This is a genomic window from Undibacterium parvum, from assembly GCF_003955735.1.
In the GTDB taxonomy this organism is placed as follows: domain Bacteria; phylum Pseudomonadota; class Gammaproteobacteria; order Burkholderiales; family Burkholderiaceae_D; genus Undibacterium; species Undibacterium parvum.
The window spans coordinates 1,709,873-1,726,561 of record NZ_CP034464.1 but is presented as its reverse complement, the minus strand read 5'-3'; the positions used below and the strand labels follow the sequence as shown (position 1 = coordinate 1,726,561).

Below are 16,689 nucleotides of genomic sequence, written 5' to 3'. Positions count from 1 at the left end.
ATATCCCATGCGGCTCTCAGGCATGTGTGCTTGAAGAGGCGCATGGAATATGCGCAGTGGCGCTGTCTGTTTTTAAATTTCATTCAGCACAGCATGCGTACGATTACGCTGCGCTAATCGTACCTACGCGGGCTTACGGAGACGCGCAAGTCGCACTACGGATGTTTTGACCTTCGCCGTCCGCATGTGGCGCTGCCGCTTGTGCATGGCAGAAAATGGATTAGAAAGGTTCGTGTTTGAGCGTAGCGAGTTTCGAACTTTTCCCATTTTTTGACGTGCACAGGCGGGAACCCGAAGGGCAGCGACTTTGCGTCGCCTTCTTTTGCTTCCGTTTCTTGGTGAAGCAAGAAAAGGGAGTAGCTGCCGGTCTACCACCGGCCAGCAATCGCACAGCTACGACAGAAATACAAACACGCCCAGGCAAAAGCAAATCAAAAACAGCATGCCGCCAACGCGCATATTCCATGCGGGCTACAGGCCAGTGTGCTTGAAGAAGCGCATGGAATATGCGCAGTGGCGTTGCCTGCATTTGGAATTTGATACGGAGTACTAATTGAAGCCAAATACGCCTTACCGAGTTATGTAATGATTGCGGCGTGCCGGCATTGTGTGTTCAAATCGGTAGGGTGCGCCATGCGCACCGCTGGTTCAAGATCAACAACAGGTAAATTCGGTGAGTATTGCTTTTAATGGTGCGCATGGCGCACCCTACGATTTACCCACGCTACGCTTGCTTAATGTTTTATGCGTCACTCGTCCGATTCGCCCGTCACCGTGACACACATATCTAGTTATGCCTTATGAATTCTCCGTCGTCATCGAGTCCGAACATTAGCCCAGTCATGTTGCCATTCACACTTGCAGCCGTGGTTCAGGTGCTTGAGTGGGGCGCTCAACCTGAACAGTCTCCGCACTCTCATAAACAAATTGCGATGTGGTGTGATCGATTCTGGTGTCAGTACATTGATGTTGATGTATCGCCCGAGATTGAACGTTTGCTCCCGATCCTTACTGACGTTGAAACCCATTGGGATTTATATCTCGCAAACACTTATCAAATAGAAGAATTGCGCGCTCGTTCTTTCGAGGATGAGCGTCTTCCTGTTGAGTGGTTTCAAGACTGGTTATCAAAAGTAACCGCATAACATGACAGTCGATTGTGACGCCGTGAAATTGTTCGTTCTTCGTGTTAGCTGCGACTCGCTGCGCACATCACTTTTGCGTTAATTGCGATTGCCAAACCGAAATCGCATACCCACAGCAGTACCTGAAACAAAAAAGCGACCCGCAGGTCGCTTTTTTAATTTCAAACAAATGCGCCTACTTCACGCCATGCATTAACTTCTGCACCAGCGGTGCGATCAATAGCAGTAACACGCCTGCGCCTAGCAGAGAATAAAAGCCCAGGGTGTAGCCGGCTAGCGCCGACTGTACCGACAGGCCAGAGTCGCCGCTGACGTGGCTGGCGAAGATGCCGGATAAATTGTTGCCGATGCCGGTAGAGAGAAACCAGCCGCCCATGCCTAGCCCGACCAGACGGCTTGGTGCCAGCTTGGTCACCATCGACAAGCCGATAGGTGACAGACATAGTTCGCCTACCGATTGGATCACGTAGACCATGATCAGGGTCCAGAACGGGATCTCGTTGTTGGCGTCTACCAGCGACGACAAGGCGAACATCAACAGGGCAAACGCCATCGCGTTAAAGATCAGGCCCAGGCCGAATTTACGTGGTATCGATGGGTTGGCATTGCGCCGCCCCAGCATTACCCAGATGGTGGCGATCACCGGTGCCAGAGCGATCACGGCGATAGAATTGACGCTCTGAAACCAGGCGGTAGGGAAGCTGAAACCACCCAGATCACGGTTGACGATATGTTCGGCCAGGAAGGTAAACGAGCTACCGGCTTGCTCTAAAAATACCCAGAACAAGATATTGAAGGCGAAGATGATTAGCATCGCAATCGCCTTGTCGCGCGCCACTTTGCCTTCGCGTATCCCTTCCAGCAACAACATTACCGATAAGCCGACGAATAAAACGGTGAGCAGCATTTGTAATTTTTGCGCACCGACGGCGAGTAAGAAATACATCAGCGGTATCACGCACAGCGCACCTAGCGCCACATACGCGACCCGTGCCAGGCTGTGCGCGCCGGCCGGTGGTGCACCTATGCCCTTGAGCATCTTGCGCCCTAGCGCAAACCAGATCAGGCTGATTACCATGCCGATCCCGGCCGCGATGAAGACGATTTTGTAAGCAGGGGTGTCGCCGGTATTGAAGACTTTTTGCGCCAGTAATTGGGTCAGGATAGGGGCGAAGAAGGCGCCGACATTGATGCCCATATAAAAAATCGTGAAGCCGGAATCGCGCCGTGTGTCGTTCAGGCTATACAGCTTGCCGACCATGGTGGAGATATTCGGTTTGAACATGCCATTGCCGACGATGATGGTGGCCAGACCTAGCTTAAATACATCGGGATCGGGAAAAGAAATCGCAAACAAGCCGCAGGCCATGAACACCGCGCCGAGTAAAATCGAGCGTTGATAGCCGAGGTAGCGATCCGCGATGTAGCCGCCAAACAGCGCGCCGGCATACACCAGCGCAAGGTAAGAACCGTAAGTCAGATTGGCGACCGCCTGGCCGCTGGAGTCGCCACTGTAAAACTGGCTGACGATGTACAGCACCAGCGCCCAGCGTATTCCGTAGAAGGCAAAGCGCTCCCAGAATTCGGCCATGAATAACATCCACAGGGGCGCCGGATGCCCCAAGATTTGCTTAAACTCCGGTATCGCCACCTCGTGTTGCGCTGCGCTTGCAGTACTGCTCATGCCATACTCCTGTTGCTGATCGATGAAGGGATGTTCATAAGTAAGTAGCAGGCCATGCACTGCGCATGATAAGCGCGCCGCAGCCAGTCTTACTTTGGACGGCATTCTAATCTACAAAAGCCTTGGCACTGTCGTTAGCGTGAGGTATTTTTGAAAAAGCCCAACATGAGCAAGCCCAGCGCGCATATTCCATGCGGGTTTGCGGCCATGCCGGCCTGCAAGGCGCATGGGATATGCGCGCTGGCGGGGTGCCGTTTGTTGGGTGATTTTGTAGCCTCACTAGAGCAGAGAAGCCTGGTCGCTACACGCTGAGTGAAAAAAAGAGGCCACTATCGGCCTCTTTTGAACTTAGCGCTTGGCGATCATAGACCGGTCTTGAACTGGGTATAGATGCGGGTACGAATACGGCGTATGTCGCCGTTCACCGCTTCTGCTGCCGCGAATTTTTTCTTGTCGGCGTCGCTGACAAACACGGTCTTATTTTCGCTGACTTCTTTATTGACAAACTTGACGCTGCTTAAATTGGTATTCGCGTAGAACACCTTATTGGTCAGGCTGGCGTGGACTTCGGGGCGCATGATGTAATTCATCCAGAGTAAGGCATTGCCTGGATGCGGTGCGTCGATAGGGATCGCCATATTGTCCATAAAAGAAACCGTGGCATTGGGCATCAAGGCCAGTATCTCGTTACCGTTTTTTGAGTCTATGGCGCGCTGGCGGGCGATGTTGATATCGCCGGAATAACCGAGCACCGCACATAAGCTGCCGCTGGCGAGATTATTGATATAGCCGGACGAACTGAACAGGCTAATGTAGGGGCGAATTTCTTTCAGGCGCGCGTTCACGTCCTGATAGTCGCCGCTATTATTCGAGAATGGGTTTCTTCCTAAATATTGTAAAAACACCGGTATCACGGTGGAGGGTGCATCGAGGACCGAGACGCCGCAGGACTTGAGTCTGGAAATATATTTTGGATTAAAGATCAGCTCCATAGGATTGTCCGGCATAGGTAAATCGCCGAGTGCTTCTTTGACTTTTTTGGTATTGATACCTATCGTTTCAAAACCCCATAGCCAGCTGGTCAGATAGGCGTTTCCCGGGTCGGCCTTGGCCATGGCGGCCAGCATAACAGGATCCATATTCACCAGATTCGTCAGTTTGCTCTTATCTAGTTTCATTAATAAGCCGCCTTTGATCTGTATGCTGGCCCACTCGGTCGAGGTGACCACTACGTCATAGCCGGTTTTGCCGGCCACCAATTTGGCGTGCAGGGTTTCGCTGCTGTCCATGGTGTCATAGCGCACTTTGATGCCAGTCTCTTTCTCAAAATTGCTGACGGTATCTTCTGCAATGTAGTCCGACCAATTGTAGACGTAGAGAATTTTTTCTTCCTGCGGCAGTGCCGCCTGCGCTAGTGATGTCACCAGTCCAAATATCGATGCGAGTAATAGCTTACTCAATGTCGGTGCCGAATTTACTCTCAATCTTGCTCTTAGTGCTGGTCTCGAAATTGTTGATTTCATATCAATCTTTCAAAAATACAAATTTGTAAATAACGCGATATCCCTGCTTCGCAGCGATCCTCGAATGCCGGATGCGCAGCGCTAAATCTAAGCGAGGGGCTAAATAAACACGATGACGCTCTTACCCTGGGCAATAGTATTGGCTGTCACGTCTTAGCAAAAGTGAGGTTTCTTACTGGAATTGATAAATATTTATCATGAGTACAGCGGGCGCTAGGCGTGGCGCGTGTGCGGGTATGATTACGCAGCACAGCGTAGTGAAAAATCGCGAGGGCGTATCAGGAAGAGATGGCCAAAATCCAACAACTAGGGGCTTGAGGCGAATCGGTTCGGTTTAGCTATGCCACCAAAGTAACTACTTGAGCTCGGCTGGGTGATTCAAAGCTTGCTGTTCTATCGAGTGAGTAATTTTCGCCAGCTCGCCAGATTTTTTGAGCCTCTGTATGCTGAAACTTATGAAAGGAACTAAGGCGCGATGCTTGACGTGAAGATACAAATATAAGTCCCGGGTATCTAGTACAACGGGTTCGTTAATATCGGTGATGCCTAGTTTTTTGATGGCTATTTTTCCGTTTAAGCTCGAGGTAATAGCGATATCAAAGCGCGCCAAATTGAGCATCTGCATCAGTTTATCAACCTGGTTTGTTTCGGTGATCGAGGGGCGCCCCGCACAAGCTCTGCCGAAGTATTGATGCCACGTACCATGCCGAGCTTGTAGGACAGTAAGTCTTGCGGTTTTGTGATGATAATATGAGAGCCAGATTTGAGGAAAGCACTGGTTTGAAACGCATAGTAGGGCGGATCGACACGGATTAATTCTGGAAATGCGTCGGCGTAATTGACGTTTCTGGCAACCTCCCCATCCAATAGCCCAGCCCGAGCTTCCAAGGTGGCACGCGCTGCGGGGCGCTTCTCTGAACTAATAATAATGTCGGTTTTTTTGAATATTTCTATCAATACTTTGCTGCCGACCTCGCTAACCGACGAGTCTGCATTGACTGCTAACTTTAGACTGGTTTGCGCCAGCGCTTCAGTCTGTGTCAGCAGCATCAATAACAAGATAAGTATTTTCATACATCCCCTTTCGCGAGTATCTAGAGCATTGTGCTATACGCTAAGGTCGATGTCACCAACGCGCAGACGGGTGCTGCGTTTTGGTGATCGCGGGTGGGCTTGGTCTTATAGCGATTAGCTCAACTCGGTTTCTTGGCTAGGCTGACAGTCTCACCGCTGGGAATACCATCGGTTTTCCAGCGATCAAATTCGCCTTGTATCGCCACCAAAGTTTGCTGACTTATTTCGGGCAAGCTGCCGCCCAAAATTTTCTTGGCCTGCTCAAACCCTAGCTCAACTGCCGCACGGATTTTATCGATTTTTGCAGGATCACCACCAATCGCGCCCTTGGCAAAACTGAGTATGCGCTCGGCTGTTTTTTGCACGCCAAATTCACCGTCTGGCCCTATCGCTGCTTTGGCGGCTTCTATGGTCTTAGGATCTACCGTCAACTTTTGTTCGCCGCTCACCACTTTTTGCAAGTTCAAACCTTGCTGCTCTATCAGTGGTCGTATCAGGTCTATGATTTCTTGCGCCTTGCGGTCTGACTCTTCTAGCAAGGCAGCCAGATCAGGTTTTTCTTTGGCCTGGCTTACGCGTGGATCGCTGTAAGTAAATGAGGTTTTGCTGCTGGCACTGGCCGATAAACTGACGCTATCTTGCGATAGAGTAGGGCTGGGCACGTTACGGGTGAGCGTCTCGGCGTGCTCGTTATCCCGTAACTTAACGGGCAGTTTGCTGGCAGGCAGTGGGCTGGGGGCGGTAGTATCGATACGGACAGTCATGATGTACTCCTTTTTGTTTGCCTAAAGCAAACTGAGTAATGCAGAAAAATACAGAAAAACACAGACGAATACAAATAAATTCTGAGGAGAAATTCCTTTTACCTTACTGGTCTAGCATAGAGTATTAACGGCCAGATTACCGAAAAATCAAGGGCTAGACCACAATGCGGTATAATTCTGGTTCATATTCATTGGGGAGTAGCCTCTTTCAGCCAGCTGAAAGAAGCGCATCAACATACTTGGCCATCCGGTCATGGTGCGTTTGATCAAGATAGAACTTTTCGCTGCAGCAATTTAGCTTAAGTCCTAGAAAATTTTGATTTGGCAAGACTTTTGATATATGCGTTTCCGCTATCCAGGGATGGGGCGGGGGACGCGTGTATCATCAGTTTAATCGCCCTATCCCAAGACTAATCATGGAAGCTTTCTTCGTCTCTACTCTTGCTGTCGCCGTGGGTGAAATCGGTGACAAGACTCAGTTACTCGCCCTGTTGCTGGCGGCGCGCTATAAAAAACCGATACCCATCATCCTCGGCATCCTAGTTGCTACGCTTGCCAATCACGCTTTAGCAGGCTTGCTGGGGCATTGGGTGGTCCAACATATTTCTTCCGAAATGTTGCGCTGGGCCTTGGGCTTATCGTTTTTGGGCATTGCCGCCTGGACCCTGAAACCAGACGAAATGGGTGATGAGGGCCTCAATGAAGGCCGCTACGGGGTATTTTTATTAACCTGCGTAACGTTTTTTCTGGCCGAGATTGGCGACAAAACCCAATTGGCAACGGTCGCGCTGGCAGCCAAATATAGTAATTTGTGGCTGGTGATTGCGGGCACTACCCTGGGCATGATGATTGCTGACGTACCAGCGGTATTTTTAGGCAAGATCGCGGCACCGAATTTCCCTTTCAAATTGGTACGCTGGATTGCTGCGACGCTGTTTGCCATTTTGGGCGTTCTGGTGTTGCTGGGTATAGGCGACAGATTTTTATAAATAAGACTAAATTATGATTACCATCTACCACAATCCTCGTTGCTCCAAATCGCGTGAAACTCTGGCCTTAGTGCAACAGGTTTCCAGTGAACAGAATCTGCCACTGGAAGTGGTGGATTATCAAAAATCGGCTTTGAATATCGCCCAATTGCAGCATTTGCAGCAGCAATTAGGCGGCAGCCTAAGCGCTATGCTGCGCGAGAATGAAGACGAATATGCGAGCTTGAGCTTGGCTCAGGCCGATGATGAGACATTGTTGGCTGCGTTAGTCGCGCACCCAAAATTACTGCAAAGACCTATCGTTAGCTATCTAGGCAAAGCGGCGATAGGGCGACCACCTGAACTGGTGTTGTCGCTATTTAAAAACACCACTAAGGCATAGGCATGAGCGAATTTATTTTATCTGCAGGCAGCGTCGTCAAATTCGGTACGATTTCGACTGCGCTTTACCCTATTTTCCGCAATGGCATCGCAGCGGATACTCCGCGCGCAGGCTTTCAAGACGGCCGTGAAACGCTGCCATCGAATGGCGTTTATGTCGGTGAATTAATGGCCTACTTTGCGGCCTGCGGGGCTTTTTGCAATGCCACCAGTACTTTGCATGGCGCGCATGAAGAAGTGATGTCGCGCTTCGTGCAGCAGTTGCAAAACGCCCACGGCGAAAAACCTGTGATGCCAGAATTGGAAGAGATCGCGACGCAAGCAGGCTTGCCGGTGATACTAGAAATCACTCTGGAAGAGGATTGCGTCTTGCTGGCTGACGATCAATTCATTACTGATGGGAATGCCGAAAAAAGCTGGAAACTCTGGCGTAGCGGCATCTTGAGGAGGGCTGGTGGTATCCCGGCTAGCTGGATCAAAAAATTCTATTTTCCGCGCTTACTCGATTATCGCGATGTCGCCAGCGGCCGCAATACCCGCGTCTTGGAGCAAACTACAGATAGCGCGCTGATGGTAGGTGGCTTGATGCAGTCCTGGCACAAAGATACGCCGGGCGACCTGTTGCAGGCCTTCAAGAAGCAATACGGTCGCATCAACTTCTCGCAATCTAGTGCGTTTGACGAAACCGCGCTGGAGCGTTTTTTCAATCTGAGCGCCATGCTTGATCCTGCTACCCGCCTACTCAATCAAATGACGATTTGGCAGGATGTCGATGCGCTGGCCAAGAAGCAGGCAATACCGCTAGGCTGATGGGAGCGGCTTAGGTCAACAACCTAGGCCGCAGGGTTGCGCTTGACGAAAAACAGCGCAGCCCCGATTGCCATCAAAATACCACCAAAAAATCTGTTCTGCTTTTTGAGTAAAGCCGGATCACGGAAGAATCTCTGCATGGACGAGGCGGCAAAGGCATAGCTATGCATCACCACCAAATCGACCAGACACATGGTCACGCCGAGTATTAGCAACTGTGGCAAGACGGGCGCGCTCTGACTGATAAATTGCGGCAACACTGCCACCATAAAAATGATGCCCTTGGGATTGGTGGCATTGGTAAAAAAACCGATCAAAAAACGTTTGCTCCAACTTGGCAACACGGTTTGTGCGACGGCGACATCGGAGGTTATAGGACTCAAAACTTTGGCACGCCACTGGCTGATACCCAGATAGATCAGATACAAAGCACCGATGGTCTTGACGCTGTTAAACGCCACTTCGGAAGCCATGAGGAGAGAGCCAACCCCGGCCCCGGCGATTGCCAGCACCAGCAATAAGCCCGCTTGCAGACCAATAATCGTGCCGGTAGTTTTTTTGACTCCATACGAGAGACCATGCGACATCGATAGCACCGCGCCGGAGCCGGGCGAGATGGCGATCACGCAAGCGGCGAGAAAAAAGGCAAACCAGGTAGTGAAGGGCATGATCAATTCAAATGAAATAGTGGGAGACTGAAGTCTAACATAGCTCCGAAACGAAATTACTCGCGCTAGCCGCGCATCATGGCTGCTATCAATTGACTCTTGAGGGTTTTAATCAGGGCGGTCTCATCGGCTGGCACCCCTTCCTCAGCAGTCAAGGCGCGATCCGCGTAAAAAAAGCCTATGGCCTTTTTTTGCAGCACTAGCGGCAAGATAATAAAACTGCGCGTATCTGGTAGTAAATCTTTATGCCATTGCGGCAAAAGGTTTTGTATTTTTGCGACCGCAGCGTCGGAAATCATCAGATCGACATTATTGCTCATGGCTAGGTGGAACACATCTTTTTCTTCTTTGACTGGAAACACAAAGCGTCGCTGTCGCTCTGCATACAGTTCACCGACCGAAACCCTGGCCACATACGCACCTTGCTTCATATCGCGCAGGCAGGCGGTGGCAAAACGAAATCCCATGGCGCTGTACAGAGTCTCTAGCACCAATAAAATCATGTCATTGAGTTTGACTTGATCCGAGGCCATCATCTGCATTACATCCTGCACGCCGGCCAATAACAAATCTCTGGCATTGCTGGGTTTGCCGCTAGGATGACGCGGCGCAACTTGCAAAGCTGCGCTATCAAAAGTGCTCAGCATAAATTCACTGTCTAACAGCCCGCTGGCATCGGCTTCTTCGCTCAGGTCGACTGCGCCGACCTGAGCATTTTGCAATAAGCCTATACCCATACTTTCGGCCAATTCACGGGTCTCTATTTCTACTCTATCGAGCATTTGCTCGAAGTGCGACTTGTCTAATTCCAGCGCCTTTGAGAAACGTGGCAATAAAGTACTGCAACGCGCTGCCAGACTTTGGCTGGATGCTTGCGCGCCTGGTGCGAACATGATGCCGGCCACCGCATCACTAAAGCTGGCAACCTGCTTTAACCAATCGCTACGATGCTGTGCTTTCTTGACTTCGCCATTGGGCAAAGGGCCCAAGGATTGGATGATGGTATCGGGGATTTTCCATTCCTGTAAAACGGCCTCACCGAGACGCGCATAACTGCAACCAAGCAAAAAATTGGCGGCGTCACTGGCCTGGTCGATCGCACTGGTTTCCATCAGATGTATGCGCTCATGCAATTGGTGATCGAAAGACGCCAATAAAACCTTGCCGATATTTTTAAACAGGGCGGCCACCGCGGCTTCTTCGGCATCGGCAAATTTACTACGTTGCGCTAGCTCGCGCGCGACGATGCTGGCGCACAGGGAATGTACCAATTCTTTACGTACGCTTCTGGCTTGGTTTTTATTGCTAAAGCCATCCACTAACAGCATCGCCAGTGCGCTGGTTTTCACCGCATTAAAGCCTAGCAAGAAGATCGCGCGCGACACCGTCGTCACTGGGCCACCAGCGTGGCTGCGATATTGCAGAGTGTTGGAAAGTCTGAGAATTTTTTGTGTCAGGGCGACATCGGCCAGCACAAAGTGCGCCAATTTTGAGACTGGATCTTCACCGGAGGAAGTGATCTCCAAAACCTTGGCGATAGAGATGCCCAAAGTCGGTAAGGTTTCATCTTCTTTAATTTTTTTAAGCAGACGATCGCGTGGCAATTCTTGCCCCGGTGATCCAAAATACTCTGACGAATGCGTAGACATGCCGTCCCCTCTTTTTATTCTATTTTTGTGCTATTTTTTGTTTTGCACTATGGTAATGCCATATTTTTTCTGTAATTCATCATACAAACCGCGGATCGCCTTCATGCGTGGATTCATAGGGTCGAGTTTGGCGGCGGCGGCGATCAGGCTCTTGGCTTGTTCACCGATTTTATTGTCCCAACCCAGGTTCTCCAGGCACTTGAGCGCGGCCAGCGCGGCGTTCATCACCACTTGCGGATTATCGGGCGATTTGTGGGCGGCGCTAGACATCAAATCGAGCGAGCCACGGAAATCGCCTTGCTTGGCTTTTTGCACACCTAGCGCCACCAACTCCATGACTTCTTTCTGACTACGTTGTGCCAATTCTTTACCCAGATGTCCTTTGCCTGCGCTCTCGAATACGCCGATAGCGCGATTCATGAGTTTTTGATCGCCAGCATTGCGCATCACATCCATGATCACTTCTGAGGCGGCGTCTTCCTTATCGTTTTCCAGGCAGCTTTTGGCTAAACCCAATTTATTTTCTACCGACAAACCTATGTCTTCGCGGCTCGCCAGCACCGCAGCATCGAGTTCATCACTGAGTCTGGCGTCCCCGGTTCCGGCATGTACCATGGCCGCTGAAATGGCGCGGCAAGCCGCAGTCTTTTTCAGACCGACCATGTTTTTTTCCATGTCGCGTATCACCGATTTAGCCTGCTCATGGTCGCCTTTTTTGACCAAGGCACTGACCAGATTGAGATGATCTTCGGGGTCGCGAAATTCTGAAAATTTAACCTTGCTGACGACTTTTTTAAACACCGTTTCGGCGGTTTCTATATCGCCAGTACGCAAAGAAATTTCACCCAGATGACGCAAGCGCCGCACCGCATGCGGCGACACCGCGACCGCGTTGTCGAGGACGTTTTTCGCTTCGGGTAATTCGCCTGCGGCTTCATGCGTCTTGGCTAGCCAGTCATAGGCATCCATGTACTTATCATTCTCGCCGACCAGGGTCTTTAAAATATTTTCGGCTTCTTCGTAGCGGCCTTGCATGAACAGAGTTTTGGCCAAACCCAGTTTGGCCCAGGCCACCGCCCTCATCTCAAATACTTTGCTGTACAGTTGCTCGGCCTCTTCGGCCTCACCGAGTATCACGTAGAGTTCGGCGCGGAAGCGCATAAAGTCGATCAGATAACGCGGATAATTGTTTTCGCCTTCAACGCAAGCGGCGATCGCTTCACGGATCGCACCCTGTTCCATCAAGCCATACACTTCGATAAACGCCTTGCGCTTTTCTATCGCTTTCATGACGCGTTCTAGCAGGGTGTCGGCAGTAAATGGTTTGAGTAAATAATCGGACGGTGCCAGCTCGGCCGCGCTGACTACTTTGGCGTAGCCGCGCTCGGCCGTGACCATGATGAAGATGGTGGATAAAGGAGTGAGTTTGTGATGCCGCACATCTTCCAGCAATTGCTGGCCATCTTGACCTACGCCCAGATCGTATTCGCACAAGACCAGATCGAATACCTTGGCCTGTATGGTACGCGCCGCGATACCGGCGGTATGCGCATGCTCGATCTTGGTGATGCCACATAAGTTGAGCATATTGTGCAAGCTGACGCGCATGCCCGGATTGGGCTCGATCAGCAAGGCGCGAAAATCACTCAAATCGATCATGAAAACCTTTAACTTTATTAGGACTTACGCAAAATTGTCCCAGCTAGGGGTACCGCCGAAGACAGTACTTTCGTACGACAAGGCGGCTACAACAACGCTGGGGCGGTTTTGCGTAAGTCCTCTTTATGTTTTGACTGGAGGCTTAGTTTCTAAACAACAGCTGTCGCACCACCAGAACTCTGCTTTCATTATAGACAGGATATGGTGTGTAAACCGCGACTTATTGCCGCAAACTCTAGTCGATTTTTCAAGCAGTCGCTAGTTTCTGCCTTGATCGATACCAGGCTGCGCGCTTAATGTGAATACCAATTTGTATTATTTATGGCAATAAAAGTAATTTTTTATAAATGATTTTGCTTAATTTTTTACGTCTTAGGAGACGGTATGGTTGGCCGTGAGATAGCGCAAACTAACAGTAAACCAGCCTAGGCAAGCGCTGGCCTGGCGCTACTTCAGAAAGCGCGCGATCAGCAATACTGCCAGCGACAACAGGATGGTGGAGGCAAACGGTAGCGAGAACACGCGACCGAATAACTTGAAACGCAGATCGCCAGGCAAACGCCCTATGCCGAGTTTTTCTAACCAGGGCAAGAGCGCGGAAAACACGATCAAGGCGAAAAATATCACGACTACCCAACGTATCATTTCGTTTCCTTTTTTTGAATTTTACAGATACTCCCCCCATTTTTTATACAAATTGCTCGTTTGCCCGCATATATAAAGCGGCATGTATAAATACTAGGAGGGAGTATAAAGTGACTCTGGCTATTTCAATTTTAAAATGGGGCACTACAGCCTGTGCCTACGATCATGTCTTTGCAGCTCAGCGGGTAATTGCGCCCCGCAACCAAGCACTAAGACCTTAAACAATTCCCCCATTTCTGCTGGCGAAACCAGCTTTTGCAGGGCGTTGGCAGCCGGCAGATAGCGCTGTGGATCTTCTACCGGTGTGCGCAACAGGATCTCGCCTATGCCAGCTTCCAGCAAAAAACCAGCTTGACTGGTGTAGGCCAAGAGCTCCAGGCCACTCTCGAGGGCGGCTCTGGCGATGGCGGTAAAATCCACGTGCGCCGTAATATCTTGCAAACCTGGCAAATAAAACGGGTCGGGATGCGCGTGATGCCGATAGTGGCACATCAGCGTGCCCTGTATGCGTTGATCCAGATAATATTCATGGGCAGGGAAGCCATAATCGAACCAGATCGCGAGCCCGGCCTTGCCATTTTGACTGTGACCTGCCTGCAACATCTGTGCCACGCTGTGCATGAAACCGATCGCGACCGCATGCACTTCGGTCGTATAGCCAGGTGCAAAATTCTCGGCGTCGGGTATCTGCGCCACCAACTGCGCAGCTGCCTGGCGCGACGCTTGCGATACAAAATCACCTTGCGCATCGAGCACCACATCGAGTTCGGACCAGCCTTGCCCAGTCTTTTGCACCAGCGCGACCGGCATCGCATCGAGCACCTCATTACCGAGTACCACACCAGAAAAAGCGCCCGGCATAGTTTGCAACCAGAGCACTTGTGGGAAGTCTTTCAGCAATTCTTCTTGTCTGGCTCTGAGCTCTCCGGACAATTCCACGATAAAATAGCGCTCTAGCGCAATTCCTGAGGTTTGACATTCAGTTAAGAAGTCAAACGCCAGCCTACCGCTACCGGCGCCGAACTCCATGATATTGGCCGAGGTTTGCGGGAATAATTTGGCGCACACTCGCGCCAGTGTGGCACCGAACAAGGCGGACATCTCGGGTGAGGTTGTAAAATCCCCGTCTTTGCCAAGTTTAATCGCGCCGCCACTGTAATAACCGAGTTGCGGTGCGTACAAGGCCAGCTCCATATAGCGCGCAAACGAGATCGCGCCAGCGTTGGCGGCGATCTCGGCGCAGATCACTTGTCGCAAGGCCTCTGAGGCAGCTTGCGCATCAGCACTGGGGACGGGTAGGGATAATTTGTTATTGGGTGTGGGATTAAGAAGTCGCATACCGCCATTGTAGTACCGCAGGCTATCGAAACTCTATAGAAAACGCAGAAATCAGCTCATGACCCAAGCAACTAGCAGCACAACACAGCACTCGCCACGGGTGGCCTTAGTCACCGGCGCCGCTAAGCGTATCGGCCGCCAGATCGCGCTGAGTCTGGCGCAGCGCGGCTGGGACATCGCCGTGCATTACAGCCGCTCTGCTGATGAGGCTGCCAGCCTGGTCGCTGAGATACAGACTTTGGGCCAACGCGCAGTCGCGCTGCAAGCCGATCTGGCCGATGAGGCCGCAGTGCAAAGCCTAGTGCCGCGCGCCATCGCGGCACTCGGTAGCATCAGCTGCCTGGTGAATAACGCCTCGCTGTTTGAACAAGATGATGCCGCCAGTTTTACTAGCGCATGTTTGAATAAGCACATGCAAGTCAATCTGAGCGCGCCGCTGTTGCTGACGCAAGCCCTGCATTCCGCCACTGCCGAAGGCACGCAAGCCTGCGTGATCAATTTGTTAGATCAAAAACTGTATAACCTTAATCCCGATTTTTTGTCCTACACCTTATCCAAAGCGGCGCTGCAATGCGCTACCACCACGCTGGCGCAAGCCTGCGCGCCGCGTTTGCGGGTGGTCGGCATCGCGCCTGGCATCAGCCTGATTTCTGGCGACCAAACCGAGGCCGACTTTGCGCTAGCGCATCAACGTACCCCATTAGGTCGCTCCAGCACTCCCCAGGATATCGCCAATACGGTATGCTTCGTGGCCGAAGCGACGGCGATTACCGGCACCACGATCTTAGTCGACGGTGGCCAGCATTTGATTCCCCTGCAGCGCGACGTGATGTTTCTCGCCAATGCCAAACCAGTTTCACCTCTCTAAGTCAGCAAAGCCCATTATGTTATCTATCCTGCATCATCCTCAACTCGCCGATTGCCGTCGCCTGTTTTTGCGCAACTACGAAGTTTCTATCAACATCGGCGTGCACGAGTTTGAAAAGAAAGGTGAGCAGCGCGTCATGATCAATGTCGACCTGTACATCCCGCTGGCCTTGTCGACCCCAAAAGCTGATCATCTCGACGAGGTGGTCGATTACGATTTCATGCGCAGCACCATTGCGGCCCGGGTGTCGCAAGGCCATGTGCATTTGCAAGAGACGCTATGCGATGACGTCGCCACCATCATGCTGGCCCACCCACGCGTACGTGCGGTGCGAGTCTCGACCATGAAACCGGATGTCTACCCGGACTGCGAAGGCGTAGGCGTAGAAGTATTTCAGATCAAGAACGAAGCGTAATTAAGAAACCTATCATGCAAGCAATAACACCCCTAGAGCAGCAGCCCGCAAGCCAAAAATCGCAGGAAAAAATCACCTACGAAAACAATAAGCTGCACAAGCGCTTATGCCGTCAGGTCGGCCAGGCGATTGGCGATTTTAATATGATAGAAGAGGGCGACAAGGTCATGGTCTGCCTGTCGGGCGGCAAAGACAGCTACGCTCTACTGGATATTTTGATGACGCTGCGCCAACGCGCGCCGATTAATTTCGAGATTGTCGCGGTCAACCTGGATCAGAAACAGCCGAATTTCCCTGACCATATCTTGCCCGCGTATCTGGAAAAACTTGGTATCCCTTACCACATAGAAAATCAAGATACCTATAGCATCGTCAAGCGCCTGATCCCGGAAGGCAAGACCACCTGCTCGCTGTGTTCACGTCTACGGCGTGGCATCTTGTATCGGGTCGCCGATGAACTCGGTGCGAATAAAATAGCACTGGGTCATCACCGCGACGACATCCTGGAAACCTTTTTCTTAAATATGTTCTTCGGCGGTAAGCTCAAAGGGATGCCGGCCAAACTGCAATCGGACGATGGCAAACATATCGTGATCCGCCCTATGGCTTACGTCAAAGAAGCCGATTCCGAGCGCTATGCCCAGGTTAAGCAATTCCCTATCATCCCTTGCGACCTGTGCGGCTCACAAGAAAATCTGCAACGCAAGCAGATCAAAAACCTGATGCGCGACTGGGAAAAGCAATACCCTGGCCGCGTCGAGAGCATTTTCTCGTCTTTGTCTACGGTAGTGCCTTCGCACCTGATGGACCAGAACCTGTTCAACTTCAAACAGCTGCAAGCGACCGGTGTGGCCGACGCCAACGGCGATATTGCCTTTGACGAAGAACCCTGCGCAGTACCGACCAGCGGCGTGATTTCGCTGCATCTGGATCAGGACTAGTAGCAAGCCTTAGCCGGGGAAATTAAAAAACGGATCCGGCTAAGGCGCATATTCCATGCGCCTTGCCAGCCTGCCTGGCCTGCAGCCCGCATGGGATATGCGCGTCTGGCCTATGCCTTAAAAATTTTCAATCTGG

The 16,689-nt window shown here is 51.3% G+C and carries 18 protein-coding genes and 1 riboswitch; of the genes, 8 read left to right on the top strand and 10 right to left on the bottom strand.

Annotated elements, in window-relative coordinates; translation table 11 throughout:
* Positions 1–842: 842 nt before the first annotated feature.
* Positions 843–1,145: a hypothetical protein gene (locus EJN92_RS07460; protein WP_227869754.1), complete on the top strand. Its 303-nt coding sequence runs from the start codon at positions 843–845 to the stop codon at positions 1,143–1,145.
* A 175-nt stretch (positions 1,146–1,320) separates the two neighbouring features.
* Here the strand turns inward: EJN92_RS07460 and EJN92_RS07455 are convergent, their stop codons facing one another.
* On the bottom strand, positions 1,321–2,829 hold the full coding sequence (locus EJN92_RS07455; RefSeq protein ID WP_126127232.1) for a peptide MFS transporter: 1,509 nt from the start codon (positions 2,827–2,829) through the stop codon (positions 1,321–1,323).
* Positions 2,830–2,994: 165 nt separating this feature from the next.
* On the opposite strand from EJN92_RS07455, the gene EJN92_RS21410 reads away from it, so the two are divergent.
* Positions 2,995–3,141 (top strand): hypothetical protein, encoded by a 147-nt coding sequence (locus EJN92_RS21410; RefSeq protein ID WP_157984322.1) that lies wholly within the window; start codon positions 2,995–2,997, stop codon positions 3,139–3,141.
* Between the two features lie 50 nt (positions 3,142–3,191).
* Here EJN92_RS21410 and EJN92_RS07450 read toward each other — a convergent pair whose 3' ends face one another.
* The 4 genes from EJN92_RS07450 to EJN92_RS07440 form a co-directional block, all read right to left on the bottom strand.
* Positions 3,192–4,352, bottom strand: coding sequence for an extracellular solute-binding protein (locus EJN92_RS07450; RefSeq protein ID WP_126127231.1), 1,161 nt, complete (start codon positions 4,350–4,352; stop codon positions 3,192–3,194).
* A gap of 355 nt (positions 4,353–4,707) precedes the next feature.
* The gene (locus EJN92_RS21810; protein WP_407701539.1) at positions 4,708–4,977 is read right to left on the bottom strand and encodes a hypothetical protein; all 270 of its coding nucleotides are present in this window, start codon (positions 4,975–4,977) and stop codon (positions 4,708–4,710) included.
* The gene (locus EJN92_RS21805) at positions 4,977–5,426 is read right to left on the bottom strand and encodes a hypothetical protein (protein WP_227869753.1); all 450 of its coding nucleotides are present in this window, start codon (positions 5,424–5,426) and stop codon (positions 4,977–4,979) included. The genes EJN92_RS21810 and EJN92_RS21805 overlap by 1 nt, the downstream gene beginning before the upstream one ends.
* A 119-nt stretch (positions 5,427–5,545) precedes the next feature.
* A complete protein-coding gene (locus EJN92_RS07440) occupies positions 5,546–6,190 on the bottom strand; it encodes a hypothetical protein (RefSeq protein WP_126127229.1) in 645 nt (214 codons plus the stop codon).
* A 181-nt stretch (positions 6,191–6,371) separates the two neighbouring features.
* Positions 6,372–6,513: riboswitch (yybP-ykoY riboswitch) on the top strand.
* A gap of 93 nt (positions 6,514–6,606) precedes the next feature.
* On the opposite strand from EJN92_RS07440, the gene EJN92_RS07435 reads away from it, so the two are divergent.
* Genes EJN92_RS07435 through EJN92_RS07425 form a run of 3 tightly spaced genes read left to right on the top strand, consistent with a single transcriptional unit; the run spans position 6,607 to position 8,370 of the window.
* A complete protein-coding gene (locus tag EJN92_RS07435; RefSeq protein WP_126127228.1) occupies positions 6,607–7,179 on the top strand; it encodes a TMEM165/GDT1 family protein in 573 nt (190 codons plus the stop codon).
* 13 nt (positions 7,180–7,192) lie between these two features.
* A complete protein-coding gene (gene arsC, locus EJN92_RS07430; protein ID WP_126127227.1) occupies positions 7,193–7,561 on the top strand; it encodes an arsenate reductase (glutaredoxin) in 369 nt (122 codons plus the stop codon).
* Between the two features lie 2 nt (positions 7,562–7,563).
* The gene (locus tag EJN92_RS07425; RefSeq protein WP_126127226.1) at positions 7,564–8,370 is read left to right on the top strand and encodes a hypothetical protein; all 807 of its coding nucleotides are present in this window, start codon (positions 7,564–7,566) and stop codon (positions 8,368–8,370) included.
* 23 nt (positions 8,371–8,393) lie between these two features.
* Here the strand turns inward: EJN92_RS07425 and EJN92_RS07420 are convergent, their stop codons facing one another.
* The 5 genes from EJN92_RS07420 to EJN92_RS07400 all read right to left on the bottom strand — a co-directional run bounded on the left by EJN92_RS07420 (position 8,394) and on the right by EJN92_RS07400 (position 14,329).
* Positions 8,394–9,038: a LysE family transporter gene (locus tag EJN92_RS07420; protein ID WP_126127225.1), complete on the bottom strand. Its 645-nt coding sequence runs from the start codon at positions 9,036–9,038 to the stop codon at positions 8,394–8,396.
* A 65-nt stretch (positions 9,039–9,103) separates the two neighbouring features.
* On the bottom strand, positions 9,104–10,687 hold the full coding sequence (locus EJN92_RS07415; protein ID WP_126127224.1) for an HDOD domain-containing protein: 1,584 nt from the start codon (positions 10,685–10,687) through the stop codon (positions 9,104–9,106).
* Between the two features lie 30 nt (positions 10,688–10,717).
* Complete coding sequence (locus EJN92_RS07410; RefSeq protein WP_126127223.1) at positions 10,718–12,346, bottom strand: response regulator; 1,629 nt, start codon at positions 12,344–12,346, stop codon at positions 10,718–10,720.
* Positions 12,347–12,793: 447 nt separating this feature from the next.
* A complete protein-coding gene (locus EJN92_RS07405) occupies positions 12,794–12,991 on the bottom strand; it encodes a DUF2905 domain-containing protein (RefSeq protein ID WP_126127222.1) in 198 nt (65 codons plus the stop codon).
* A gap of 144 nt (positions 12,992–13,135) precedes the next feature.
* Positions 13,136–14,329 (bottom strand): class I SAM-dependent methyltransferase, encoded by a 1,194-nt coding sequence (locus EJN92_RS07400; protein WP_126127221.1) that lies wholly within the window; start codon positions 14,327–14,329, stop codon positions 13,136–13,138.
* Positions 14,330–14,387: 58 nt separating this feature from the next.
* Here EJN92_RS07400 and EJN92_RS07395 point away from each other — a divergent pair, with 58 nt between their 5' ends.
* From EJN92_RS07395 to ttcA, 3 genes are read left to right on the top strand one after another with little or no spacing between them, the layout of a single operon-like run.
* Positions 14,388–15,197: an SDR family oxidoreductase gene (locus EJN92_RS07395; protein ID WP_126127220.1), complete on the top strand. Its 810-nt coding sequence runs from the start codon at positions 14,388–14,390 to the stop codon at positions 15,195–15,197.
* 16 nt (positions 15,198–15,213) lie between these two features.
* Positions 15,214–15,612, top strand: coding sequence for a dihydroneopterin aldolase (locus tag EJN92_RS07390; RefSeq protein WP_126127219.1), 399 nt, complete (start codon positions 15,214–15,216; stop codon positions 15,610–15,612).
* Between the two features lie 14 nt (positions 15,613–15,626).
* Positions 15,627–16,553 (top strand): tRNA 2-thiocytidine(32) synthetase TtcA, encoded by a 927-nt coding sequence (gene ttcA, locus EJN92_RS07385; RefSeq protein ID WP_126127218.1) that lies wholly within the window; start codon positions 15,627–15,629, stop codon positions 16,551–16,553.
* The last annotated feature ends 136 nt before the right edge of the window (positions 16,554–16,689 follow it).